This window comes from Pseudoalteromonas sp. JB197, from assembly GCF_002332205.1.
GTDB classification, from domain to species: domain Bacteria; phylum Pseudomonadota; class Gammaproteobacteria; order Enterobacterales; family Alteromonadaceae; genus Pseudoalteromonas; species Pseudoalteromonas nigrifaciens.
In genome coordinates this window covers 1,824,386-1,850,945 of record NZ_NRGZ01000001.1, presented here as the reverse complement: position 1 = coordinate 1,850,945, position 26,560 = coordinate 1,824,386, and the positions used below count along the sequence as shown (strand labels likewise).

The 26,560-nt window shown below is 40.7% G+C and carries 22 protein-coding genes and 1 pseudogene; 12 read left to right on the top strand and 11 right to left on the bottom strand.

The annotated features are described in order from the left end of the window. Position 1: 1 nt before the first annotated feature. The 3 genes and pseudogenes from CIK86_RS08720 to CIK86_RS08710 form a co-directional block, all read right to left on the bottom strand. Complete coding sequence (locus tag CIK86_RS08720) at positions 2–538, bottom strand: GspH/FimT family pseudopilin (RefSeq protein WP_086993277.1); 537 nt, start codon at positions 536–538, stop codon at positions 2–4. 141 nt (positions 539–679) lie between these two features. Next, positions 680–1,816, bottom strand: coding sequence for an ISAs1 family transposase (locus tag CIK86_RS08715; protein WP_008466968.1), 1,137 nt, complete (start codon positions 1,814–1,816; stop codon positions 680–682). Positions 1,817–1,878: 62 nt separating this feature from the next. Beyond that, positions 1,879–2,400 (bottom strand): annotated as a pseudogene (locus tag CIK86_RS08710) (GspH/FimT family pseudopilin). A gap of 160 nt (positions 2,401–2,560) precedes the next feature. Between CIK86_RS08710 and glnB the strand changes: the two are divergent. Further along, on the top strand, positions 2,561–2,899 hold the full coding sequence (gene glnB, locus CIK86_RS08705; RefSeq protein WP_011327621.1) for a nitrogen regulatory protein P-II: 339 nt from the start codon (positions 2,561–2,563) through the stop codon (positions 2,897–2,899). Between the two features lie 60 nt (positions 2,900–2,959). Here the strand turns inward: glnB and CIK86_RS08700 are convergent, their stop codons facing one another. Beyond that, positions 2,960–3,724, bottom strand: coding sequence for an outer membrane protein assembly factor BamD (locus tag CIK86_RS08700; protein ID WP_011327622.1), 765 nt, complete (start codon positions 3,722–3,724; stop codon positions 2,960–2,962). Between the two features lie 141 nt (positions 3,725–3,865). On the opposite strand from CIK86_RS08700, the gene rluD reads away from it, so the two are divergent. The 3 genes from rluD (at position 3,866) to clpB (ending at position 8,251) form a co-directional block, all read left to right on the top strand. Next, a complete protein-coding gene (gene rluD, locus CIK86_RS08695; protein ID WP_086997198.1) occupies positions 3,866–4,843 on the top strand; it encodes a 23S rRNA pseudouridine(1911/1915/1917) synthase RluD in 978 nt (325 codons plus the stop codon). Continuing rightward, complete coding sequence (pgeF, locus tag CIK86_RS08690; protein ID WP_086997201.1) at positions 4,843–5,577, top strand: peptidoglycan editing factor PgeF; 735 nt, start codon at positions 4,843–4,845, stop codon at positions 5,575–5,577. The genes rluD and pgeF overlap by 1 nt, the downstream gene beginning before the upstream one ends. 97 nt (positions 5,578–5,674) lie before the next feature. Then, positions 5,675–8,251 (top strand): ATP-dependent chaperone ClpB, encoded by a 2,577-nt coding sequence (gene clpB / locus CIK86_RS08685; RefSeq protein WP_086997204.1) that lies wholly within the window; start codon positions 5,675–5,677, stop codon positions 8,249–8,251. A 48-nt stretch (positions 8,252–8,299) separates the two neighbouring features. Here clpB and CIK86_RS08680 read toward each other — a convergent pair whose 3' ends face one another. Both CIK86_RS08680 and CIK86_RS08675 read right to left on the bottom strand, forming a co-directional pair. Next, positions 8,300–9,625 carry an IS4 family transposase gene (locus CIK86_RS08680; RefSeq protein ID WP_096317096.1) on the bottom strand — a complete coding sequence of 442 codons (1,326 nt, stop codon included), beginning with the start codon at positions 9,623–9,625 and terminating at the stop codon, positions 8,300–8,302. A 125-nt stretch (positions 9,626–9,750) separates the two neighbouring features. Continuing rightward, positions 9,751–11,298, bottom strand: coding sequence for a PAS domain-containing methyl-accepting chemotaxis protein (locus CIK86_RS08675; RefSeq protein WP_086995312.1), 1,548 nt, complete (start codon positions 11,296–11,298; stop codon positions 9,751–9,753). A 427-nt stretch (positions 11,299–11,725) separates the two neighbouring features. Between CIK86_RS08675 and gshA the strand changes: the two genes are divergently transcribed. Continuing rightward, on the top strand, positions 11,726–13,303 hold the full coding sequence (gene gshA, locus CIK86_RS08670; protein ID WP_011327627.1) for a glutamate--cysteine ligase: 1,578 nt from the start codon (positions 11,726–11,728) through the stop codon (positions 13,301–13,303). A 133-nt stretch (positions 13,304–13,436) separates the two neighbouring features. Further along, entirely contained in the window at positions 13,437–14,048 is a 612-nt protein-coding gene (locus tag CIK86_RS08665; RefSeq protein WP_058372888.1) for a hypothetical protein, read from the top strand. 59 nt (positions 14,049–14,107) lie between these two features. On the opposite strand, the gene CIK86_RS08660 is transcribed toward CIK86_RS08665, so the two are convergent. Both CIK86_RS08660 and ccsA read right to left on the bottom strand, forming a co-directional pair. Continuing rightward, positions 14,108–15,376 (bottom strand): CNNM domain-containing protein, encoded by a 1,269-nt coding sequence (locus CIK86_RS08660; protein WP_140391177.1) that lies wholly within the window; start codon positions 15,374–15,376, stop codon positions 14,108–14,110. Between the two features lie 61 nt (positions 15,377–15,437). Continuing rightward, complete coding sequence (gene ccsA, locus CIK86_RS08655) at positions 15,438–16,244, bottom strand: cytochrome c biogenesis protein CcsA (RefSeq protein WP_086995309.1); 807 nt, start codon at positions 16,242–16,244, stop codon at positions 15,438–15,440. A gap of 252 nt (positions 16,245–16,496) precedes the next feature. Between ccsA and ffh the strand changes: the two genes are divergently transcribed. From ffh to rplS, 5 genes are all read left to right on the top strand, one after another. After that, positions 16,497–17,876, top strand: a complete 1,380-nt coding sequence (gene ffh, locus CIK86_RS08650; protein ID WP_011327632.1) for a signal recognition particle protein — start codon at positions 16,497–16,499, stop codon at positions 17,874–17,876. Positions 17,877–18,136: 260 nt separating this feature from the next. After that, positions 18,137–18,385, top strand: coding sequence for a 30S ribosomal protein S16 (gene rpsP, locus CIK86_RS08645; RefSeq protein ID WP_011327633.1), 249 nt, complete (start codon positions 18,137–18,139; stop codon positions 18,383–18,385). A gap of 17 nt (positions 18,386–18,402) precedes the next feature. Continuing rightward, complete coding sequence (gene rimM, locus CIK86_RS08640) at positions 18,403–18,939, top strand: ribosome maturation factor RimM (RefSeq protein ID WP_011327634.1); 537 nt, start codon at positions 18,403–18,405, stop codon at positions 18,937–18,939. Next, positions 18,939–19,706: a tRNA (guanosine(37)-N1)-methyltransferase TrmD gene (trmD, locus tag CIK86_RS08635; protein ID WP_011327635.1), complete on the top strand. Its 768-nt coding sequence runs from the start codon at positions 18,939–18,941 to the stop codon at positions 19,704–19,706. The genes rimM and trmD overlap by 1 nt, the downstream gene beginning before the upstream one ends. A 33-nt stretch (positions 19,707–19,739) precedes the next feature. After that, a complete protein-coding gene (rplS, locus tag CIK86_RS08630; RefSeq protein ID WP_011327636.1) occupies positions 19,740–20,099 on the top strand; it encodes a 50S ribosomal protein L19 in 360 nt (119 codons plus the stop codon). A 548-nt stretch (positions 20,100–20,647) separates the two neighbouring features. Here the strand turns inward: rplS and CIK86_RS08625 are convergent. Continuing rightward, on the bottom strand, positions 20,648–21,481 hold the full coding sequence (locus CIK86_RS08625) for a mechanosensitive ion channel domain-containing protein (RefSeq protein ID WP_086995304.1): 834 nt from the start codon (positions 21,479–21,481) through the stop codon (positions 20,648–20,650). A gap of 306 nt (positions 21,482–21,787) precedes the next feature. Between CIK86_RS08625 and tyrA the strand changes: the two genes are divergently transcribed. Then, positions 21,788–22,921: a bifunctional chorismate mutase/prephenate dehydrogenase gene (gene tyrA / locus CIK86_RS08620; RefSeq protein ID WP_086995319.1), complete on the top strand. Its 1,134-nt coding sequence runs from the start codon at positions 21,788–21,790 to the stop codon at positions 22,919–22,921. A gap of 167 nt (positions 22,922–23,088) precedes the next feature. Here tyrA and dapD read toward each other — a convergent pair whose 3' ends face one another. Further along, positions 23,089–23,919, bottom strand: coding sequence for a 2,3,4,5-tetrahydropyridine-2,6-dicarboxylate N-succinyltransferase (gene dapD, locus CIK86_RS08615; RefSeq protein ID WP_011328697.1), 831 nt, complete (start codon positions 23,917–23,919; stop codon positions 23,089–23,091). Positions 23,920–23,928: 9 nt separating this feature from the next. Next, entirely contained in the window at positions 23,929–26,547 is a 2,619-nt protein-coding gene (gene glnD / locus CIK86_RS08610) for a [protein-PII] uridylyltransferase (protein ID WP_011328696.1), read from the bottom strand. Positions 26,548–26,560 lie beyond the last annotated feature (13 nt).

Sequence of the window (26,560 nt, the reverse complement as noted above, 5' to 3'; positions counted from 1 at the left end):
GTTACCTTTCCTGGCATTTATCAGTCGATTTAATACGTATTCTGCCAGTTTGACTTACAGATAAAGCCAATCCTTCGAGATTGGCTTTATCGCTATTAGGGCAATATATAAAAGTCCCATTTTGAAAACCATTTAATGAACCATCGGGTCTAAAAGTAAGTGCCTCGCGGGGGTACTCTAAGCTATCAAACTCATGGGTGTGTTCAAAGGTGCTTAACATTAGCTCATCGTTATTAAGAGAGGTAGATTTATCGTTGTCGATAAATAACGATACTTGCTCCCCCCAATCCTCCTTTTCACATTCATTGTTTTTTAACGCGCATAAAGTAACGTATGTATCGTTTTCTATGGCGTAAAGGCGAGCAAAGTTTATATTGCGATATAATAAATTAACCTGGTTATCAGCGCGGTTTAACGCCAAAAAATCGGGTAAAAACCACATAGAAAATAGACTAATAATAGCAACAATAGCAATTGTTACCATTACTTCAATTAAGGTTATACCACGGGGTTTTGTTGAGTATGTGATTAACTTCATCCCTGAAGTCCTAAATCGAGAAGTGATTATTTTAGTTTAGTAAATAATCAAAAAATAACAATGTACAGTTCGATTTTTTAACTGCACTTTTGTGAGGTATCACCAAGATAAAAAGCAGTACCAGAGGCTGATACGTCACGGCTAGCGCATTTTAATCCCAGACTCTAACAGGGTTGAGCGGTAATCATCGTCTAGCCCTGCCATTTTCTTTTTCCTCGCCATACTTGCTGACTTAGATGCATCTTGTTTAAAAAGCGCCATGGCTATCTTTCGCATTACATTAAACATTAATGGCCCTTGAAGTTTGCGTATTCTCGATTCATCTTCTCTGAAGTTCATATCAAGCATCCAATGCATGCTTTCAACCTGCCAGTGACTGCGTACCGCATTGAGTGCTTGCGCTGCATTTAAGTCTAATGAACTTATATACCAGCGTGTTTCAGTGGTATCCGACCCTGCCGACTTATCATGAACTTCAGCCCTGACCTTAATAATACTCGTTAAGCCAGGCCAACGATAATCCTTGCCTAACCAGCTTTTATCTATAAGTAACTGCTGGCATGTACGTGTTTCAACACGCCCATGTCCTGAGCTTATTTCGGTATGTTCATCACAATTATGCTTAGTTAACCTTTCACGCTCGCACTTGTGCCACCACGCTTCTAGTTCCTTTTGCATGCCTGAATGATTACCTTTAAGTGCAAGAATATAATCTGCTTTTTGTTGGATGATTTGTTTTGCTATTTCTTGTTGGCATCCCATCGCATCTAACGTAATGATACTGTTTTCAATATCGAGCAGGGTGAGTAATTCTGGTATTGCGGTGATTTCATTTGTTTTATTATCAACAGCCGTCTGCCCAAGCACTAACTGGTGTTGGCAACTCCATGCACTGACCGTGTGTAAGGCACTTTTTCTGTCTTTTGTGGTAAATGAACGCCGTGCGGTTTTGCCATCGATAGCGATGATATCTGCACCTGTGGTTTCAATCAGTGATGATATCCAAGATTGAAATGCCCTTTCTATTTCATTTGCTTTTAACCGACACATGACGCGCGCAATCGTGTCATGTTTTGGAATTCCTGCGTTGAACGTGCCGTATTTTTTTAACCAATCAAGTTTTAGGTGCCCAAAGTCTTCAATATCTTCCCATCCTTCTGCACCAGAGAGCACAGCGCTAATAGCAAGGAGAAGAATATCGATAAGTTCATGCTTTTTACAACGTTCAATGCGAGGATCTGTAATTGAATTAAAATGTTTCAGAAAAGTAGTGCTCATATTTATGCGACCAAGTAATTATTATGCCTTGATCTGATCACTACTTGCTCTATAAGTTCAATTTATAATGATCTTGCCGTGGCTGATACGTTAAGTGCTTTATTATTCTCGCTATCGGCATTGGGGCAATATATAAAACTACCTGAGCTTGTGGTAATACGGCCACTGGTGTTAAAGCGAAGGCTGTTAACTTTATCGCTATATTCCACTTTATCATTTTTAGGTACGGCCTGCATTACGCGCAATAGGCTATCATTATCTTTTTTGTAGTCGCCATCACGATCAGCATCGACAAATAAAATAACACTACTCGTAGCTCCCCATTAGCTTTGACAAGTTAAAGTTGGTTGACTGCTTGCAACATTAGCGCTAGAAGCAGGACATACAACCACTATCTCATCGGTGCTTGCCGCTTGCGAGCGCGCATAACTAATATTACGTTTTAGTTCTAATAAAAAGTTCTCGGCGCGGTTGTCCTCTAGCATGTCGCTACTGTTCCACAATGCAATGGTGGCAATAATACCTACAATAGCTACGGTCACCATCAGCTCGAGTAAAGTGAATCCGTATTGTATTTTTTTCATTTTGATCCCGTAGGTTACTTATTGTTTTAGTATAGCTATTTTTATTAGCATAATCATAGCATGACAGATTGTTTTATCACCGTAATACAGTCACTTTGTTTGCTATGAGCCTTGTGATTGTCTAAAATCGAGGCAACTGTAGCTTTAAAAAGTAATTAATATGAAAAAAATAGAAGCAATCATTAAACCTTTTAAGCTTGATGATGTGCGTGAAGCCCTATCGGAAGTAGGCATTACAGGTATGACAGTAACTGAAGTTAAAGGGTTTGGGCGTCAAAAAGGCCATACCGAGTTGTATCGTGGTGCGGAATACATGGTTGATTTTTTACCTAAAGTTAAATTAGATATTGTACTGGGCGATGATGATGTTGACCGTGCAATTGAGGTAATAATTAAAACGGCACAAACAGGAAAAATTGGTGATGGTAAAATATTTGTCACTGAAGTTGAGCGTGTTGTGCGTATTCGTACTGCAGAGGAAGATGAAGAAGCGATTTAAGCTTTATTACAACAAGTACACTAAAAAGGCGCTTACTCAAGTTAGTAAGCGCCTTTTTAATTATTTATTTCTGCTGTTAAAAATTCGTGTTTGTTTAGCATCTTCGCTAAGCTCACTTAAGCCTAGCTTATCGTAGCTTTTTTCCATCATTTCAAGTGCAGAGTTTAAGTAGCTGCTTTGCGAGTAATGTTCTACTACAAACTTACCGCGGTTAGCAGCTGCTAAGTAGGCTTCACGTTCATAATAGTAAGTGGCCACTTTTAGCTCATACCTTGCCATACGGTTTAACAACCACACTAAACGACGTTTTGCCTCTGGGGCGTAGTCACTTTGTGGAAAGCGCTTAACTAACGTTGATAAATCGGTAAAGGCCACACGTGTACGGTTAGCATCGCGGTCAGCTCTATCAACACCAAAATATTCTTGGAATGCGTTTTTATCGGCTTTAATGTTAACTAATCCACGCATGTAATACATGTAGTCTAAATCTTTATGATTTGGGTTTAAGCGAATAAAGCGGTCGATTGTTGCTAATGCTTGCTCGGTATTACCCGACTGGTAATGCGCATACACTAAATCCATTTGTACTTGTTTAGAAAATGGGCCAAACGGGTAGCGAGAGTCAATTGCACTTAAAAGTTCAATTGCGCGTGCATATAAACCAGAATCTAAAGTTTGCTTGGCATCTTCATACAAAGCGTGAGCCGATTTATTAGGTACACGTTGAATGTCTTCTTGGTCAGGAGCCGACGAACAAGCACCTAAACTAAGCACTGAAACTGAAAAAACAATGGCGAATGCACGTTTCCCTATTTTATTTATCATTTTATTTGTTACCTTCGTTGTCTACGGCTAGGCCAAGTCGGTAAAACCGAGTAAACTATGCGTATTATATTATGCTTTTATTAAAAGCGATTCTAACCCAGTCGAGCAAAGCTTGCACTGGTAAATTGGGTAAAATTACTAATGTCAGAGCAAATTTCTCTTCAAGCCAACGTTCCAACCGATTTAGGTGGTAAACGTCTAGACCAAGTATTAGCACAATTGTTCCCTGATTATTCACGATCAAGGATAAAAACGTGGATTTTGGATGATAAAATCACCGTTGATGGCGAAATATTCAACACACCGCGCACTAAACTGCTTGGTGGTGAAGTACTTAATGTTGAAACAACCATTGAAGCACCTCGTGAATACATAGCGCAAGATATCAAATTAAACATTGTTTATGAAGATGATGATATTTTGGTAATTAATAAACCTATGGGCTTGGTAGTTCATCCTGGTGCAGGTAATCCAGATGGCACAGTGCTAAATGCATTGCTACATTACCACCCAGAAATTATTAATGTACCTCGCGCGGGCATTGTGCACCGATTAGATAAAGACACTACTGGCCTTATGGTGGTAGCTAAAACTATTCCGGCACAAACGCATTTAGTAACCGCACTGCAAAAACGTGAAAATTTCACGCGAGAATACGAAGCGCTTTGCAATGGCACAATGACCGCTGGTGGCATGGTTGAAAAGCCTATTGGCCGCCATGCAACGCAACGTACGCATATGGATGTACATGAACAGGGTAAGCCAGCGATTACGCATTACCGTGTTGCTGAAAAGTTTCGTGCTCATACACGTTTACGTTTACGTCTTGAAACCGGTCGTACTCACCAAATACGTGTGCATATGGCTTATTTAAATCATCCGCTTATTGGCGATCAGTCTTATGGCGGCCGTCCGCGTCCACCTAAAGGGGCAACGCCTGAGTTATTTGAATTGCTGCGTAGTTTTAAACGCCAAGCATTACATGCGGTTAAATTAAGTATTGCGCACCCAATTACGGGTGAAATGATGACATGGCAAGCACCTATTCCAGATGACATGGTTGCTATGACACTGGCACTGCGTGAAGACACAAAAGCTAATCCTGACATAGATAGATAATGCAGTTTTTATCAGCAGCATGGCAAGTCCCTATAACAGGTGTGAGTACATTAAGTACCACACGTGTAGGCGGTGTTTCAGAAGCGCCGTTTAAGAGTTTTAATTTAGGGCTGCATGTTGGTGATAATAAACAACAGGTATTAAAAAATCGTGCTTTGTTGGATAAGCATTTGCCAAATAGTGCTGTATGGATAGATCAAGTTCATAGTGGCGATGTACTCATTGTTGATGAGCAATTTAAATTTAACGCTCACCATCAAGGAGATGCACTATATACACAACTCGTTGCTCAGCCTTTGGCAATAATGACCGCCGATTGCTTGCCCATTTTACTTGCCAGTAACGATGGAAAAGAAGTAGCTGCCATACATGCTGGCTGGCGTGGATTAGAGCAAAGTGTAATTAAAAATACGCTAAACTGCTTTAATGCCAAAAAAAGTGAAATAAGTGCCTGGTTAGGTCCCGCAATAGGGGCTGATAAATTTGAGGTAGGTAGCGAGGTGTTTGCATTGTTTAATGCCCAAAACCCTTTGTTTGCCAAAGCGTTTAAAGCGTGTGCAAACCAAAAGTACCTTGCCGATATTTATCACCTTGCACGTATTCAATTGCGTCAATTAGGGATTATAAATATTACCGGTGGTGAGCACTGTACGGTTTCTCAAACTGAACAGTTTTTTTCGTACCGACGCGACGGCCAAACCGGACGCATGGCAAGTTTGATCTGGCGCAAATAATTGTTTATTTTATTGAGTATATTTTCCGCAGCACCTTGAACAAATCACTAAGCATACCCATTATTTAAGCAATGAGTTTTATTAATAGGTAACCCCAATGCGTTTAGATAGATTTACCAGTAAATTCCAGTCTGCGCTTTCTGATGCGCAATCTTTAGCCCTTGGCCGCGATCATCAATTTATTGAGCCGGTACACTTAATGTATGCTTTGTTAAAGCAAAGCGGCTCAAGCGTGCGCGCGTTATTAGCGCAAGCAGGTGTTAGTGCTGACGAGCTTAATACTAAGCTATCCCAAGAAATAGAAAAACTATTTAAAGTGGAAGGCGTAGGCGGCGATGTGCAGCTATCGAACAACACTATATCCTTGATCAACTTATGTGATAAGTATGCGCAAAAGCGTAAAGATAAATATATTTCTAGCGAACTGTTTGTATTAGCAGCCTGCGACGATAAAGGCCCGCTGGGTAATATTTTTAAAACCTTAAATATCACCTCCGACAAAATAGAAACGGCCATTAATGCTGTGCGTGGTGGGCAAAAGGTAGATGATCCAAATGCCGAAGAAACACGCCAAGCACTTGAAAAATACACCATAGATTTAACCGAACGTGCAGAGCAAGGTAAGCTTGATCCGGTTATTGGTCGAGATGATGAAATTCGGCGAACAATTCAAGTTTTACAACGCCGAACTAAAAATAACCCAGTGTTAATAGGTGAACCAGGTGTAGGTAAAACCGCGATAGCCGAGGGTTTAGCACAGCGTATTATTAATGGTGAAGTGCCCGAGGGATTAAAAAACAAGCGGGTACTTTCGCTTGATTTAGGCGCGCTGGTGGCCGGTGCTAAATACCGTGGCGAATTTGAAGAACGTTTAAAATCAGTATTAAATGAACTGGCTAAAGAAGAAGGCCAAGTGATTTTATTTATTGATGAAATACACACTATTGTAGGCGCAGGTAAAAGTGATGGCGCAATGGATGCAGGCAATATGCTAAAACCGGCGCTTGCCCGTGGCGAATTACATTGCGTAGGTGCAACCACCCTTGATGAATATCGTAAATACATTGAAAAAGACGCCGCCCTTGAGCGTCGCTTTCAAAAGGTATTGGTAGAGGAGCCTTCGGTTGAGGACACGATTGCTATATTACGTGGCCTAAAAGAGCGTTACGAGCTACATCACTCTGTAGAAATTACCGATCCTGCTATCGTTGCAGCTGCGCAATTGTCGCATCGTTACATTAGTGACCGTCAATTACCCGATAAAGCGATTGATCTTATAGATGAAGCGGGCTCTTCTATTCGTCTACAAATAGATTCAAAACCAGAGTCGTTAGATAAGTTAGAGCGCCGTATTATTCAATTAAAACTTGAAGATAACGCACTCGCCAAAGAAAAAGACGAAGCAAGTTTAAAACGCCGTACTGAAATGCAAGAGCTGATCACCGAGCTTGAAGGAGAGTACAATGAGCTTGATGAGATATGGACTGCCGAAAAAGCATCTTTACAAGGCACTCAAGTTATTAAAGCTGAGCTAGAACAAGCACGACTTGATTTAGATGTAGCTCGAAGAGCCAGCGATTTACAGCGTATGTCGGAGCTACAATATGGCCGCATACCAGAGCTTGAGCATAAACTTGATTTAGCATCGCAAGCAGAAATGCAAGAAATGACCTTGCTAAAAAACCAAGTGGGCGAAGATGAAATAGCCGAAATACTCTCTCGTTGGACCGGTATTCCAGTATCGCGGATGCTACAAGGTGAGCGAGAAAAACTATTGCAGATGGAAGAAAAGCTACATGAAAAAGTAATCGGACAAGATGAAGCCGTTGTAGCGGTAGCTAATGCTATTCGCCGCTCACGTGCAGGGCTTGCCGATCCTAATCGCCCGATTGGCTCGTTTTTGTTTTTAGGCCCAACCGGGGTCGGTAAAACAGAATTAACCAAAGCACTCGCCGGCTATATGTTCGACACCGAAAGTGCCATGGTGCGCATTGATATGTCTGAGTTTATGGAAAAACATTCAGTAGCACGTTTAGTTGGTGCGCCTCCTGGGTATGTTGGCTACGAAGAGGGCGGGTATTTAACCGAAGCCGTGCGTCGTAAACCTTACTCAGTTATTTTATTGGACGAAATAGAAAAAGCACACCCAGATGTGTTTAATATTTTGCTACAGGTTTTAGATGATGGACGTTTAACCGACGGTCAAGGACGCACGGTTGATTTTAAAAATACCGTTATCATCATGACCTCAAACTTAGGCTCAGATATAATTCAAGAGCAAGCGGGTAATAACGATTACGTTACTTTGAAAGAAAAAGTAATGAATGTATTAATCAATGAGTTTAGACCTGAGTTTATTAACCGTATTGATGAAACCGTTGTTTTCCACCCACTGGCTAACGAGCACATTAAAGAGATTGCTGATATTCAGTTAAGTAAATTACGTGAGCGTTTAACGCAAATGGGTTATTTACTCGAGATAAGCGACGCTGCTTTAGATCGTATTGCCGCAAGTGGCTTTGATCCGGTTTATGGTGCGCGTCCGTTAAAACGAGCTATTCAACAAACGATTGAAAATCCATTAGCACAAAAATTACTCAATGGTGATTATATGCCAGGCAGTGTTGTTGTAATTGATGCAAATGACGACGGTTTAGTGTTTTCAAGCCGTTAAGCGTTATAAAGTAAAAACGAAAAAGCCGCTAACATAGCGTAATGCCAGTCAGTTAACACTGACTGGCTTTTTTTTATAGGGATATTTAGATGGTTTCTTTTTCACACATCGTGGAAAGCTGCGCTCATGACGCCTTGTTGGTAACTGAAATAGCGTCAGCGTTTCTAATAAATGCTCATAGTGTTTTGGTAAATTTCCCGGACTTGTCAGTGGGATAGTTAACAGAAATACATTGATATGTCTTGAACAATGAGAAAAACTCAGTTGATTTGGCCATACTTCCAGTAACTCTGCTGCCTCACGCATGGCTATTCTTATAATATTGTAGGCAATTAGTAACCCCCACAATTCTTGCCTTATCATATCCGGCCTTTTTGAGCGTAGGATATAGTTTGAGTGCAACATTGTTTGTTTTATTTCTCGATATCCTATTTCTATTTCCCAGCGATGCATGTACAAATCAGCGATTTCTTTTGATGGGTAACGCATTACATCAAGCATTGATGTAAGAATCTGATACTGCTTATTATTATGCGTGTAAGTAAGCAGCCGAGCTTCTATAAACTCTGGCAAGTCAGTAAACTTTTTTCGCGCTTGGGGCGATGTTTTAAGACGCACTAACTGGTCATTTTTACTCATTTTCTTTATGGTATCAACCGTTAAGCCTTTTCTGACAGGTATCATCCAGTGTCTTTCAGTCCCTGCTTGATGCCAACGATGCAAAAGCCCTAATGAATAATAACCGCGATCAAATAAGGTTAATGAGTTATCCGGTGTACCTTCAATGAGCTCTTCAGCGAGTGTCATTTGCCCTTGATGTTGCCCGTTAAAAGTACAATTAATGAGTTGATGGCTCGTTAGCTCCATGTGGCATACCATCCGAATTTGCGGATAGGTATTTTCACCATACTGGGTTGAGCCACACCCAAATACGTCTTTATTCTCTGGCGTATCATGTGTACGAAAAACAACGCCATCAACAGCTAATAGATTTAAGCCACAAAATGTATCGAAGTGGGCATGATTATAATGCCGTGACGCCATCATCTTGAAGACCTGCTCGACAGCATCTTCACCTAAGCGTTGTCTCGCTTGAACCATGGCACTAGGGGCAACTAGTTTCCCTTTACCTGGTAAGGCGATGTCCATTTTAGAGGCTATATCCCAAACAGATTCATGACGAAATAAACTCATACCAATCACAGACCAAACGACAGCATCGAGTGGTAAGCGACGTTTACGAACGGTGGCGACACCCGATTTTTCAAAAGCTTGGTTAAGTAATTCGGGATCTAAGATGCCAGATAAGTTATCAAGCGCTGTAAATTCCTCGGCAGATGAGAAAGTGGTCGAAAGAGCTGTTTGAATATCCATAAAAAATCCGTAATTAGCGAAACTAATTACGGATTATTCACGATCATTTAGATCGGTCAACCGATCAATTAACCTTAACTGATCGGCATTAGCTAACATAGCGGCTTTTTTATTTGTGCTGACAATTAAATTTTAAAAGTAAGCAGTAAGTCGTTGATCTTTCTTGAGCCTTCAACTAACTCAGCAGCGCCCCTGGCAACATTAAAACTTAAGTTTAAATTATCATCACCTAGGTTTTTAATCTGCTCTACATTAGTACCTATGTCGTGGCTCACTACTTGTTGTTCTTCTGCAGCAGCCGAAATACCAGTAGCGAGTTGCGCTATTTCGCTAATTTGAGTGAAAATGCTATCAAGCTCTTGCTGTGTTTGCGTTGTAGTATTTACACAACTGTCGGCTTGTTGCTTCGTGTTTTGCATTATTTTTGACCAGCTAAACAAGGTGTCTTGAATTTCCTTTATTGAGCTGTGAATTTGCGCAGTGGCATTTTGTGTTCTTGATGAAAGCGCTCTTACTTCATCGGCAACTACAGCAAAACCACGGCCATGTTCACCTGCTCTTGCAGCTTCTATGGCAGCATTTAGCGCAAGTAAGTTAGTTTGCTCGGCAATACCTTCAATTTCACTCATTACTTGGCCAATTTTATCGGCTTCTGAAGCTAGGCTGTTAGCGGTTGTTGCTGCTTGCTCTACCTGAACGGCTAAATCAGAAACCATGGCATTATTATCGGCAATGTGTACTTTTATATCGGAGCAACTTTGATAAGTAACACTTACTTTATCGGCAGTGGTGCAGGTGTTACTTGATATTTCACCTATGGTCGAACTCATTTGCGCCATTGCAGATGCTATTTGCTCAAGCTGCGAGCCTTGCGATGAAATGCCTTGCTCTGTGAGCGTTGACTGTTGATCTAAATTTAAAGCAATATCATTAAAGCTTAAGGTAGAGTCTTTCATACGCCCCAGTACAGTGCGTAATTTAGCGCTTAGCATTTGCTCTCTGTAATCACTAATACTGTGAGGGTGTCGGCCACTATAAATATAACGAGATATAGAATCGGCTTGTTGTTTTTGCTGCTTTAATATTCTTGGTGTTGTTATTAGCTCATCATAGTTTAAAGCAAGTATAACTAAGCAAACCACTAAGCTAATTAGTGCAATAGCAAATGAAGCCCATACAGCAGTTGCAACTAACCAACATAATAAAGCAAATACACTTAAGTTTTGTCTTAAACTTGTGCGTTCGCGCCAATTAAAGAATGACTTTTTAGAATTTACTTTACTGTAAAATAGTTCTGCACGGCGTTTTAACTGTGGGCTTAATTTGGTTCTTACAGATTGATAACCAATTAATTGGCTGTGCTCAAAAATAGGAGTTACAAATGCATCAACCCAGTAATAGCGGCCATCTTTACAACGGTTTTTAACTGCGCCGCGCCAAGAGTGGCCTTGCTTTAATGTTTCCCACATTTCTTTAAATGCAGCTTTTGGCATGTCAGGGTGGCGTACTATATTATGGTTCTTACCCATAAGTTCTGCTATATCATACCCGGCTATAGTACAAAACGCTTGATTAGCATAAGTAATCACTCCGCGTAAGTCAGTTGTTGATACCAGTTCTTGTTGTTCTTCGAAGGTCACTTCTTCATTTGTTAAGCTTTGATTACGACGCATATTATTCTTTAATCATCCTTTGTAATACTTATTATTATACTTGCTTATATAAAGCGGTAGTAGGGTAATCCCATTATGAAGGTCACTCAGTTTATTTATTGCCTGTATTTGTGATCTAAATCAAGATTAAAGTTATATAAGCTATATATAACATACCAATATGGGACTAATACAGCTAATGGTTAGCTAATTATTTATTTTAGTACGGTTAGTTTTTGTTTTGATAAGATAAATAATAGTGCAAAGCAATTGTATATTTTGTATAGCAATGGCAAGATTATCGTTTATGGCGTTAAATAAAGCGTGTTTAAAGCAAAGCAGATACAATAGAACTATAAATAGTATTTTTTCTTAGTATTTATCTTGAGTATAGGTAATTAGACCCCATAACCTTATGATTAAGCCACTTGGCTCGAGGAAGTATTTTTTGGCAACACATGATCTAACAAACGCGCTTGACGCTCTTTCAGTAACGCAGCATAAACATGCAATTAACGGAATAAAACGTGGTATTGAGCGTGAGTCACTAAGAATCAAAAGTGATGGCGTTATCTCTGCACAAAAACACCCAGAAGGGGTGGGCAGTGCGCTTACCAATGGCCAAATTACGACCGATTTTTCAGAGTCGTTACTTGAATTTATTACCCCAGTTAGTGAATCGTCCACACAAACGCTGCAGCAATTAAAAGACTTACAAAAGTTTACCCTAGAAAAAATGGGTGACGAATTACTTTGGCCTATTAGTATGCCGTGCTTTATTGAACATCAAGACGACATAGTTATTGCGCAATTTGGTAGTTCAAATGTAGGGCAAATGAAAACACTTTACCGTGAAGGGTTAAAAAACCGTTACGGCAGTATGATGCAAGCTATTGCTGGTGTGCATTTTAATATTTCGTTTCCAGATTCATTGTGGCAGTCATTACATACGCTAAAAAATAGCGACCTTAGTTTAGAGGATTTTATATCTGATGGTTACTTAGCGCTTATTCGTAATTTTAAACGTGAATTATGGCTGATCAGTTATTTGTTTGGTGCATCACCTGCTTTATGTAGTTCGTTTTTACAGGGCAGAAAAACCGATTTACCATTTAAAAAGCTAGGTAAAGGCACCTTGTATTTAGAAGTAGGCACTGCGCTGCGCTTAGGTAACTTAGGTTACACCAATAGCGCACAATCATCACTGCGTGTAATGTATAACTCGTTAGATGAATACGTAGCTGGTTTGAAAAAATCAATCAACACACCTTCAGATATTTACGGCAACCTTGACGATTACACCAGCGAAAATCCAAAACAGTTAAATAAGAATATTCTGCAAATAGAAAACGAATTTTATTCGCCAATTCGCCCTAAACGTAATGCTAAAAACGGTGAAACACCAACAGATGCACTACTTAGAGCCGGTATTGAATATGTCGAAATTCGCGCATTAGATGTTAATCCATTTAGTGAAGTGGGCATAGATATAGAGCAGTTCCACTTTTTAGATGTGTTTTTAACGTATTGTTTATTAAAAAGCTCACCGGCAATGGATTGGGAAGAGCAAACACGCAGCACAGAAAATCTTGATACAGTAGTAAATAAAGGGCGAGAAAAAGGCCTTGAACTTAATTACTTTAATCAACCGCGTACCCTTCAATCTTGGGGTGAAGATATATTTTCGCAATTAAGTGAAGTGGCAAAATACATGGATACTGCCTACGGCGTTAGTTATTATTCAAGTACTATTGAGCGCATGGCAACTTGGATTAATAACCCAGGACTTACATATTCTGGGCGTTATGTAGCTGAGTTAGAAGCTTCAGGGCTAGATAACGGCCATTATGCGCTAGCAATTGCTGAAAAGTATAAGCAAAGCCATCAAGCTGCAGACTATCAAGTGTTTTCAAAGCAATGGTTAGAGGAGCAAGTTACACGCTCTAACGACGCTCAGCGTGCTATTGAGCAAAGTGACTCAGTATCATTTACCGCATTTTTAAATGCTTATTTTGATCCTAAATAAATAGTTAGTTTTAAGCAAAAAAAACGCAGCTCAAGGTAGCTGCGTAATTATTTTAGGGAAGAAACAATGCTGCTCTGCTGCATTGTTAAAATCAGACTACTGATTTTTGCAAAAGTTCAGCGAGATAAACCAAATGAAAAAAAATGTAGTTGTTTTATCATTAGCGCTTAGTTTAGCCGGTTGTGCCACCGCTCCACCAAAGCAGCCTGATGATATTTGTAAAATTTTTGAAGAAAAAAGAAGTTGGTACTTTGGTGCCAAAGATGCTCAAGAAAAATGGGGCGCTCCCAAGCACGTACTTATGAGCATGATGTACCAAGAAAGCTCGTTTAAACATGACGCAGCTCCACCAATGCAGTATTTCTTATGGATTATTCCTACCGGTAGAGCAAGCTCTGCTTATGGCTACTCACAAGCAAAAACGATGACCTGGTCTGATTATATTCGTGAAAGTAAGAATAGTGGCGCCGATAGAGACGACTTTGATGATGCTATCGACTTTATGGGCTGGTTTGCTTATAAAACCCATAAAATAAACGGCGTATCTAAATGGGATGCCTACGGTCAGTATCTTAATTATCACGAAGGGTGGGGCGGTTACAAACGCGGTACTTACAAAAAGAAAAAATGGTTAATGGGTGTGGCTAATAAAGTAAAACACCGTGCGAGCCGTTATGGTGCGCAGTTAAAGCGTTGTGAAGCAGATTTAAATAAAGGTTGGTTAGAGCGTTTGTTTTTTGGCTAATAACATCTGTTGTATTTATTTAGTCTACAAAAAAGGAGCCAATTGGCTCCTTTTTTAGTTTATTTTTTACGTTTTTTCGGCTGTATTTTAACCAGCTTTATCATGTTTTCTTTTACTTCAAGTACTTCAATAGGGTAGCCGGCAATACGCAAACTTAAATTGGCATCAGGAATGTTTTCTAAATACTCAACTATTAAGCCGCTGAGTGTTTTAGGCCCGTCGAGTGGAAACTCCCAGCCCATTTCTTTATTTAAGTCGCGCACGTTAGCACCGCCATCTACAATGCACGAGCCATCGGTTTGTGTGGTTACTTCTTCGCTTGGCGTACGAGTTTGGGTGGTGGTAAAATCGCCTACCACTTCCTCAAGTATATCCTCTAGGGTAACTAAACCTTGAATGTCGCCATACTCATCTACCACCAAGCCAATACGCTCTTTAGATTGCTGAAACTTTAATAGCTGCGTATTTAGTGATGTGCCTTCAGGAATGAAATAAATTTCACGTACAGCGCGTAGCAACGATGGTTTATCAAATTGCTCTTTTGTAAGTAACCTAAGCGCATCACGCGAATGAATAAACCCCACCGCGTCATCTATGTTATCTCTATATAACAATACACGCGTATGTTGTGCATGAGTCAGTTGGCGGCTAATAAGTTTCCATTCATCGTTAATATCTATGGCCACAATTTCGTTACGTGGGATCATAATATCTTCAACTGTTACTTGTTCTAAATCTAAAATTGAGGTCAACATGCTTTGGTGACGCGCAGGGATAAGTGCACCAGACTCATTAAGTACTGATTTTAGCTCTTCTTTACTCATGCTGTGCTCATCTATTTGTGCCGCACTAATACCAAATAACCGCAATATGCCGTTGGTTAGCCAGTTAATAACAACGACAAATGGGAAAAGGATTTTTAGTAATCCTTTAAGCACAACAGAACTTGGGAAGGCAACTTTTTCAGGGTAGAGAGCAGCAAGTGTTTTTGGGGTTATTTCTGCAAAAATAAGCACTACTAAGGTTAACGCACCTGTTGCCACAGCAATACCTAAATCACCGTATAAACGAATACCAATAATAGTAGCAACTTGTGCAGCGGCAATATTAACTAAATTATTGCCGATTAAAATTAAACCAATGAGCCTATCCGGACGACTAAGTAATTTACTGACACGTTTAGCAGCGCGATGATTCTCTTTGGTGAGATGTCGCAGGCGTATACGATTGATTGACATAATTCCGGTTTCTGAGCCAGAAAAATAAGCAGAAAAAAGTACCAAAAAACCTAAAATGATAAACAAGGTACTGGTCGATATGGCGTCCAACGATGGATCCTTTTATTATAAACTAGCGTGTATTAGGCTAGAGTGAGTTAGTAGAGTCAAGTTAAAATTTATTTAGAATAACTTCTTGTATAAAACGACTGCCAAAATAAGCCAGTGTAAGAATAAAAGCAGCAACCATAATAGCAATAACCACAGGTTTACCACGCCAGCCTTTTTTCATATGGCCAAGCGCAATCACAGCAAAAACACACCATGCAACAAGCGATAATATCGTTTTATGGATAAATTGAGTAGCGAACATACCATCGAGAAATACAAATCCCGACAATAGTGCCAAAGTGAGTAATATAGTACCTAAGTTAACCAATTGATACAGTTGGCGTTCAACCACCATTAGTGGTGGTAAATGGCTGTGTACAATAGCTAAATCTTTACGCTTTAAGCGCTTATCAATAAAGTAAAATTGTACGCCATATAAAGTAGCAATAATTAAAATGCAGTAAGCGAGTAATGATAACGAAATATGGGTTACTAAGCCCACATCAACATCAATACTTTGCAGTAAAATATGGTGTGGTATAAACAAGCTTGCCATAGTTAGTAGTGCAGCAAAGCCGTACACGACCGGCAATAATAAGGTCGCCGGAAACTTTAACGATACCGTAGTGACAGAAATCACAATAACCCAGCAGGTTAAAAGCGCCACATTGACAATACTTAAATCTTGTCCGTCTGCTCTAAAAACCGAATTTACTAACAACAGCATGTGCGCCAAAATAGCCACAGTACTCAATATAATAGTTAGCTTTTGGCTAGGGCCTTGTTGATGAAACAACCGTGAGAGCACGTAAGACGTTGCTAACACATAAAATAAACTGGCAATAATAGTTAAGCTAATAATCAGCATTGTGCTTGGGCCACTTAATTTGAGTCAAATAATTAATGATTGTTATATAGCCATTGTATTTTATAGCAAAGCAAATGCATAGACCTTAAAAAAAGAAACTCAACAAGCTGCACTTGAACACTGTATTGTAAGACACCATTTACGGTATACTGCTTTTAATTGAAATTTAATAATATTAATTCTATTAATATAGCGCACAGAGTTAAAGGCGCTTTAATTGGATTGGTATAAACGTCTTATCGGAACCGTAATATGTTTGAGAATCTCCAAGAACGATTAGGTAAAACCTTAAAAAACATTAGTGGCCGTGGCCGCCTAACAGAAGAGAATATTAAAGACACTCTTCGTGAAGTGCGCATGGCATTTTTAGAAGCCGATGTGGCGTTGCCCGTTGTTCGCGATTTTGTAAAACAAGTTAAAGAGCGTGCGGTAGGTGTTGAAGTTACAAAAAGCTTAAGCCCAGGCCAAGTATTTGTAAAAATAGTACGTGAAGAACTCGAAAAAGCCATGGGTGAAGCCAACGAAGAGCTAAGCCTAAATGCACAACCCCCTGCTGTTGTTATGATGGCGGGTCTGCAAGGTGCTGGTAAAACCACCAGTGTTGCTAAACTGGCTAAGTTTTTAAAAGAGCGCAAGAAAAAATCAGTACTTGTAGTAAGTGCCGACGTATACCGCCCTGCAGCAATTAAGCAACTAGAAACGCTCGCTGCTGAAGTGGGTGTTGATTTTTTCCCAAGTGATATTTCGCAAAAGCCGGTTGATATAGCAACCGCAGCTATTTCTCATGCGAAAAAGAAATTTATTGATGTGGTATTAGTCGATACTGCAGGTCGACTGCATGTTGATAGCGACATGATGGATGAGATTAAAAATCTTCACAAAGCAATTAACCCAATCGAAACCTTGTTTGTTGTAGATGCAATGACAGGTCAAGATGCGGCAAATACAGCTAAAGCATTTGACGAAGCCCTGCCACTTACCGGTGTTATATTAACAAAAACCGATGGTGATGCGCGTGGTGGTGCTGCTTTATCTATTCGTCATATTACCGGTAAGCCAATTAAATTTATGGGTGTGGGTGAGCGCATTGATGCACTTGAGCCTTTCCACCCTGACCGCATAGCATCACGTATTCTAGGCATGGGTGATGTACTTTCATTGATCGAAGAAGTCGAAATGAAAGTAGATAAAGAGCAAGCTGCCAGAGTCGCTGAAAAAGTATTTAAAGGCGCTGGTTTTACCCTTGATGACTTTGCGGATCAACTTAAGCAAATGAAAAACATGGGCGGCATGATGTCGATGCTAGATAAATTGCCAGGTATGTCTAACTTACCCGATGCTGTTAAAGGCCAAATGGGCGATAAAACCTTCATTCAAATGGAAGCCATTATTAGCTCAATGACAAAAAAAGAGCGCGCCCGCCCAGAAATCATTAAAGGGTCACGTAAAAAACGTATTGCAGCAGGTTCTGGTACGCAAGTACAAGAAATTAATAAACTACTAAAACAGTTTACCCAAATGCAAAAAATGATGAAAAAAATGAAAGGCAAAGGTGGCATGACCAAAATGATGCGCGGCATGAAAGGTATGTTACCGCCGGGAATGATGGGTGGCGGTGGCCCTAAATTTTAAAGTTGAGTTTAACGTAGCTTAAATGTAACGATATAAAATATATGAAAAGGAGCAAATGGCTCCTTTTTTGTTGAATAAATTATGCGTGCTAAACGCTATTAACGCTAATTTAAAGTTGGGATCACGCTTTAACCTACTAAACTGGCTTTTAGCATCACTTCTTACTTGCATTGTTGCTAAAAACTCGTACAATTCCCCAGCTCCCCATTCTGGGGAGTAAATCTTATTAATGAAAACAGTCAATCTTTATAGAGGACGGTATGGTAACTATTCGTTTGCAACGTGGTGGCGCTAAAAAACGCCCTTTCTATCAAATTGTGGTTGCGGATAGCCGTTTCTCGCGTGACGGTCGCTTCATCGAGAAAGTAGGCTTTTTTAACCCAATTGCTGCAGGTCAAGAAGAAAAAATTCGTTTAGATTTACCACGTGTTGAACACTGGGTAGGTCAGGGCGCGTCTCTTTCAGATCGCGTAGCTAAGTTAGTAAAAGACGCTCGTAAAGCGGCTTAATAGGCGTAAGTGTAACCATGAGTCAAGAGAACACCTCATCAATAATTGTCGTAGGAAAGCTCGGTGCCCCGTATGGTATAAAGGGCTGGCTTAAGGTACATTCATTTACTGATGATCCCGCAGGGATCTTCGATTTCAGCCCGTGGTTGATAGGGCAGCAAGGTAAATGGCAGACCTTAGAAGTGGTCGACTGGCGTCGCCACAACAAAGGCTTTATCGCTAAATTTGCGCAAGTAAACGATCGAGACGAAGCAGTGGCTTATACCCACGCAGAAATCTCAATGGATTCAGCGCAATTACCAGAACTCCCGCAAGGTGAGTTCTATTGGCGAGATCTCATTGGCATGTCGGTTGTAACTGATAAAGGTTACGATTTAGGCATTGTTGATGACCTAATGGAGACAGGGTCAAATGACGTACTGGTTGTTAAAGCAAACAGTAAAGACGCATTTGGTCAAGCAGAGCGTTTAATTCCGTTTTTAACTGATACAGTTATTATCGAAGTTAAACACGACGCAAGAGAAATTACCGTAGACTGGGATCCAGGGTTTTAATGACGCAAACGAGTTCATTATGGGTAGGGGTGATAAGCCTTTTTCCTGACATGTTTGACGCTATTACAGACCAGGGTGTTACCGGTCGCGCAGTAAAAAGTGGCTTAATTGATTTTAACTGCTGGAATCCGCGAGACTACGCTTTAGATAAGCATAGAACCGTGGACGATCGTCCTTACGGGGGCGGACCAGGTATGTTAATGATGGTTGAGCCATTAAAAAAAGCGATTGCCGAGGCTAAAAAAGCTGCAGGTGATGGTGCTAAAGTAATTTATATGTCCCCACAAGGGCGCAAACTAGATCAGCAAGGAGCTAGCGAACTCGCAAGCTCTAAAAAACTGATTTTGATTGCCGGTCGCTATGAAGGTATAGATGAGAGAATAATAGAGTCATACGTTGACGAAGAATGGTCAATTGGTGATTTTATTTTGAGTGGTGGTGAACTACCAGCCATGACATTAATTGACGCAGTAGCGCGATTAGTGCCTGGCGTATTAGGTCATAACCAATCAGCAGAACAAGACTCATTTTCGGATGGCTTGTTAGATTGTCCTCACTATACACGGCCAGAAACATTGGACGACAAACAGGTGCCTGCTGTATTGCTCAGCGGAAACCACCAAGAGATAGCAAAATGGCGGCTTATGCAGTCATTAGGCAGAACTTGGCTACGCCGTCCTGACTTGTTGCATAACCTAGCTCTGACTGAGGAGCAAGCGGTATTACTCGCGAAATTTCAGCAAGAGTACCAAAAAGCTTGTGGCTAGAAGACAGTTACACCTAGGAAAGTGAGAAACATAATGGCAAAAGTAAACCAAAATATTATTAAAGCGCTTGAAGATGAGCAGCTTAAAACAGACGTACCTGCATTCGGCGCTGGTGATACAGTAGTTGTACAGGTAAAAGTAAAAGAAGGTGCTAAAGAGCGTCTACAGGCCTTTGAAGGTGTTGTAATCGCTAAGCGTAATCGTGGTCTTCACTCAGCCTTCACAGTTCGTAAAATTTCGAACGGTGAAGGCGTTGAGCGTGTATTCCAAACGCACAGCCCTCTTATTGATAGCGTAACAGTTAAGCGTCGCGGTGCAGTTCGTCGTGCTAAGCTTTACTATCTACGTGAGCGTTCTGGTAAATCTGCACGTATTAGAGAAAAACTTAACTAATACGCGCTGTTTATCAACGCAAAAAAACGGGTTGCATCCTTCGGGTTGCAACCCGTTTTGGTTTCTATAACATAAAATTTCAGGCTAAATACTAAAGCTTAAACCACAGCTGTCGGACTAGGAGTCGCACTGTCGTAATATTCACCAGTATAGTTAGGCTTCCTTTATTGCTAAACACAAAGTGCACCTCGATAAATTTTTATCAATATGTGTTTTAAACACCTTTTCAACTTACCCGCAGAATACGTAATAACCCAATTAACGCCAGTATGAGCATAACTTTGCTCAAGCAAAACTTAAGCTAAATATACCTAAGCCAAATAAAGCACAGAAAATAAAAATTTGGCAGATGAATTATAGTATTTAACCTTGAGCTCAGGTTATTTAAGGAAGTAGGGTGATGAAAATAGCTCAAAAAGTGGAGCCAAGTGTAACTAGGTATAACTTGAAGGGGTATTGGATGGGCAGTAAGGATTGCGGTAAGGGCGCTTTATACGACCTTACCGCGACTAAGTTATTAGGCTAGTTGAACCTATGCACAATACAAATTACTTAACGTTATGAACATGTACATCGCGTTGTGGGAAAGGAATAGAAATACCTTCTTTATCAAACGCTTTTTTCACTTTTTCTTGCATATCCCAGTAGTAAGGCCATAAGTCACCTGTTGCAACCCAAGCGCGAAACATTAAATTAACTGAGTTATCGCCAAGGCTGGCAACACAAATACGTGGTGCCGGATCTGTTAAAGAGCGCTCGTCTTCTTCAAACAGGCGTTTTAAGATAGCTTTTGCCGTATCTATGTCGTCGTTATACGAAATTCCAAAGGTCATATCACAGCGGCGTTTGTCATAAATACTTACGTTCACTAATGTCGCATTCGATAGGCTACCGTTTGGAATAACAATGCGGCGGTTATCGAAGGTATCTACTACTGTGTATAAAATTTGAATTTCGACGACTGCGCCCATAAAGCCCTGTGCTTCGATAGTATCGCCAACCTTGAACGGTTTAAAAATTAGCAACAGCACACCGCCAGCAAAATTAGCTAGACTGCCTTGCAGTGCAAGACCTATTGCCAGGCCTGCAGCACCAATCACCGCGATGAACGAGGTGGTTTCGATACCTACCATAGAGGCCACCGAAATAAGCAGCATAATTTTCACTACAGCGCTAATTAAGCCACATAAAAACTTGTTTAGTGTTGGATCTTTTTTGCCTAGTCGATTATCTAAAACCTTAACAAAGCGGTTGATCAGCCATAGGCCAACCAGTAAAGTAATAATAGCGAGCACAAATTTTGGTGCGTAAGTCATAACGAGTGATATGGCTTGGTCTATTAATTGTGAAGCGTCTACATCTGTTCCTAAAACTTCTTCCATTTTATGGATCCTGTTTATTTTAATTACTATATGAATAATATAAGAATAAACGTGATAACTCTACTATGCAACAAATGCAGGCTTTTTAGCTTGCTAATTTACTTTTATTGACTGCGGCTTTTAGGGTAAATAATTAATATTTACTTTAAAGGTATTCGTTGCTTCTTAAAGTATTGTTTTTCAATTTAACCTTTTACTTATTTAGTCTTTTATCAGGCTATTGATCCTGTTAGTATTTATCGTATTGATTAGTTTACTTTAATGTAAACTTAAGTTGGCGTTTTTGCTTTTTAAGGTGGTATGCAAGTGGCGGATATAAATGATTTAGCCCAGTTAAGAGTGGGTATTGATGAGTGCGATACACAGTTGGTGGCACTGCTGGCAAGGCGTAATTCGCTTACTCAAAAAATTGGCGCAATAAAGCAGCAAACTGGTGCGCCACTTCATGCACCCGATCGTGAAGCTGATTTATTAGCTGCAAGGCGCCAAGAAGCAATTAATCAGGGAGTAAGCCCAGAGTTAGTTGAAGATATTCTTAGGCGTATGATGCGCGAAGCGTATCAGAATCAGCAAGCTAAACTTGCATGTGCTGCACCGCATTTATCACCCATTGTTATTGTGGGTGGGCAAGGTGCTATGGGGCAATTATTTGCTAAGCAATTTCAGCGCTCTGGTTACGAAGTAAAAACCCTTGATAAGCAAGATCAAGCAAACGCTGCAGCAATTTTAAAAGGCGCTAAATTAGTACTATTAAGTGTACCTATTAATGCGTTAGAAACTGTAGTTGCTGAACTACCTAAGTTAGATGAAGGCTGTTTATTGGTAGATATAACATCGGTTAAGCAAGCGCCAATTAAAGCACTAAAAGCAGCGCATAGCGGCCCAGTTGTAGGGTTGCATCCTATGTTTGGCCCAGATATTTCGCACTGGGTTAAGCAAACAGTGGTGGTGTGTGAAGGGCGTGACCACGATGTTGCAGAGGGCTTGTTAGCACAGTTGCAAGTGTGGGGTTGCCAGCTAGTTGAACTTGATGCGAAAAAACATGACGAAGCAATGCAAATAATTCAGGTAATGCGCCATTTAACCACCTTTGTATATGGGCAGTTTTTAGCAAAACAAAGCCATACATTAGCGGAGTTACGCAGCTGTTCATCACCTATTTATCAATTAGAGTTAATGATGGTTGGGCGCTTATTTGCGCAATCGCCAGAGTTATATTCAGATATTATGTTAGCGCAATTTGATAACGTAGAGAGCTTACTGGCGCAGTATCAACAGACTTTTGCAGACACACTTAAAAAGTTAAAAGCAGGAGATAAGCCCGCGCTTATTGATGCCTTTGCTGATGCAAAAGCTTATTTTTCAGATTCGACAGCGCACTTTTTAACCCAAAGTCGCAGCCTGTTAAATAAAGCGAATGACGCAAAAGTGCTAGATTAAAACGGATAAAACAAAAAAGGGCTTAATTAAGTAATGCCACTCGCTGTTAGGTGAGTGGCATTATAAACTCTGGGCTTAGCGCTTTTAAATGTACGATTAAAGTATAGCTAAAACACTTAACTTTAAAGTGTCGTTGGGTTTCGCTGCGCTCTACCCAACCTACTTAACTATTCATCATCAATTGAGCGAAGCAGGGCGTTTATGCCTACTTTTTCGCGTGTTTGCTGATCTACTTTTTTCACTATAATTGCAGCGTACAGGCTGTGGCTACCGTCTTTTGATGGTAGTGCGCCAGGGACTACTACTGCGCCTGCTGGTACGCGGCCGTAGTGAATTTCACCGGTTTCACGGTCATAAATACGGGTACTTTGGCTGATGTAAACGCCCATTGAAATTACCGCGCCTTCTTCAACAATTACACCTTCTACTATTTCAGAGCGTGCGCCAATAAAACAGTTGTCTTCGATGATGGTTGGGTTGGCTTGTAATGGCTCTAAAACGCCGCCTATGCCTACGCCACCCGATAAGTGTACGTTCTTACCAATTTGTGCACACGAGCCTACAGTAGCCCATGTATCAACCATGGTGCCGTCGTCAACGTATGCGCCAATGTTTACATACGATGGCATAAGTACCACGTTTTTACCTACAAAGCTGCCTTTACGCGCAACAGCATTAGGCACTACGCGCATGCCGCCTTGTTTAAATTGCTCCGGCGTGTAGTCGCTAAATTTAAGTGGTACTTTGTCGTAAAACTGATTTACGCCATCGTCCATTGCTTGGTTTTCGCGAATACGGAACGACAGTAAAACCGCTTTTTTAAGCCATTGATGTACTACCCATTCACCCGATATTTTTTCAGCAACGCGTGCTGCGCCACTGTCTAGCAGGTCAAGCGCGTCAATAATGGCTTGCTTTACTTCAACAGATACAGTGCTTGGGCTAATGCTATCGCGGTTATCCCAGGCGTTTTCGATCATCGTTTTTAAATCTGACATAGTGTCCTCTTATTCGGTTTCTGCGTTGAGTTTTTTACGCAATGCTTGATGAATTTTGGCTTGTTCTTCGTCTGTAAGTGCTTGGTACTCGTTATTAGAGACCACGAAGAAATCTTCTGCGCGCTGCCCCACTGTGGTAATACGCGCAGCGTGTATGTGTAATAAGTGTGCTTGAAAAACTTCGGCTATTTTAGTCAATAAACCGGGTATATCAATTGCTTGGATTTCAATTAGGCTGCGATCTTTACGCGGATGCGGGCGCAGCACAATTTTAGGTTTTATATTAAAGTCTTTAAAGCGTTGCGAGCGATTCTTTTTAAAGCGAATTTTTTTACGCGGCTCAAACAAGGCTTGCTCTAGGGCGCGTTTAATTGATTGTGCTCTGCCACTGGCAATTGGCTCGCCATTTACTTCTAAAATAACAAAGTTAAATAGTACGTAGCCATCTTTGGTGGTAAGTACTTGCGCGTGCTGTATTTGCGCCTTTTTAGAACCAATAACACTCACTAAGCGGGCAAATAAAGGCCCAGAGTAAGGGCTGTATACAAATACTTGGGTGCCACCGTGCATCGCTTTATTTGATACGATAACACTCGGTTGACTTAAATCTTCGCTATTAACTAAATGCTGGCTGTGCCATGAAATTTGCTGTTCGCTAAAAGCGGTAAAGTAATTGGCTTTAAAGCGGCTCCAAATTAAATCAATTTGGTCTTCCATGTAGCCTAAGTTGAGTAATCGCTGTTTAGCTTGATGCTTTTTGTCGCGAATTTGGTCGCGTTGATCCATTGGATTTTCAAGCCCTAAACGCAGTGCGTGTTGCGTATGTAAGTAAAGCTCACGCAGCAGGGTGTTTTTCCAATCGTTCCATAAATTGTCGTTGGTGGCACGTATATCGGCAACGGTTAAGCAATATAAATAATCAAGTTGGCGCTCTGTTTTTACTCGTGTGGCAAAGTCTTTAATAACTCCAGGGTCGTTTATATCTTTACGTTGTGCGGTAACCGACATAAGTAAATGATTACTAACCAGCCATGCGATTAGTTTACCATCGGCGACAGAAAAGGCATGTAACTTTGCAAAGGCTAGTGCGTCAACAGCGCCCAGCTCTGAGTGGTCGCCACCACGGCCTTTGGCTATGTCATGAAATATACCCGCTAAATAAAGTAGCTCAGGTTTATCCATACGAGTGACTATTTCACTACAAATAGGAAATTCGCTGACACCGGTTTTATCAAAGTACTGATAAATATTATTTATTAATCTGTGGGTGTGCTCATCTACTGTGTAGGCATGAAATAAGTCAAATTGCATTTGCCCAAATATGTTTCGCCACTGCGGTAAATAAGCAGCCAGCATGCCGTGTTTATGCATTAAGGTAAACGCACGGCCCATACCATTGGGGTGCTTTATAAGACGTAAAAAAGCTTCGCGACAGGCAGCGTAATCTTGTAAGTCGCCCAGTAAACGGCGGCGCACTTGGCGAATAGTGCGGATAGTGCTGGGATAAATGTGCGTTATTTCTGGGTTGTCGGCAATATGCTCAAATAACATAAAAAGCTGATCGCGCCTAAAAAATACCGATGGGCTTTTTACTTTAATTTGATTGCCAATACGCTCAAAATTGCGATCTAGCTCTTGAATAATAGGTTGATGGTGTTTTGGCGAAATACTTTGTTCAAAGTACGCCAGTAGCATCAGGTTTAGTTCGCGTACGCGGCTCATTATTCTAAACAAACGCTTCATCATGCGCTCAACTGACGATTTACCATCGCTACCAAACCCCAGAATTTCGGCGGCTTGCGGTTGGTGATCAAACAGTAAGCGGTTTTCTGAACGCCCAGCAGCCAAATGCAGCGCAAAACGAATATTCCATAAGTTTTCTAGGCACTCTGAAAGCTCTTGAAACTCTTCGTGAGTAAGGTAGCCATGGCTAATAAGCTCTTGTAGGGTTTCTGCTCTAAAGTGTTTTTTAGCAACCCAAATAATGGTTTGCAGATCGCGCAGGCCACCGGGGTTTTCTTTTATGTTAGGTTCGAGATTATACGCTGTGCCGTGGCATTTTCGGTGGCGTAAATGTTGCTCTTGTACTTTGGCTAAAAAAAACTCATTTGAGCGCCACACTGGCGTGTCAATTATGTGGTTTTTTAGCTTTTCAAATTCTATATGATTACCAAAGATAAGCCGGCTTTCTAATAAGCTGGTGGCAAAGGTAACGTCTTCACGCTTTTGCTCTATGGCTTGCGCTATAGTGCGAACACTGTGCCCAATCTCTAAATTGAGATCCCAAAGCATGGTAACAAACTGACCTATTTTTTCGCTGATTTCAGCGTTTGGTTGTTGTGTTACTAGTAGCAAAAAGTCGATGTCGGAATAGGGGTGTAATTCACCTCGTCCATAACCACCTACGGCTATAAGTGCTAGGTCGGGTTCGTGCGCTAAATCATAAACATGAAACAGTTTGATCAGCAAACGATCTATGAATTCAGCCCTGGCATTAATTAAATTACCAACCGGTTGTTTAGAAAACTCATTAAAAAGCCATTTATAAAAATAGCTAGAACAATCGCGATAATCACTAAGTTGCTCTGCGTCGCTAAGCAACTTTTTTACTTTGTTGGGTAATGCCACCGGGGCTGATTCC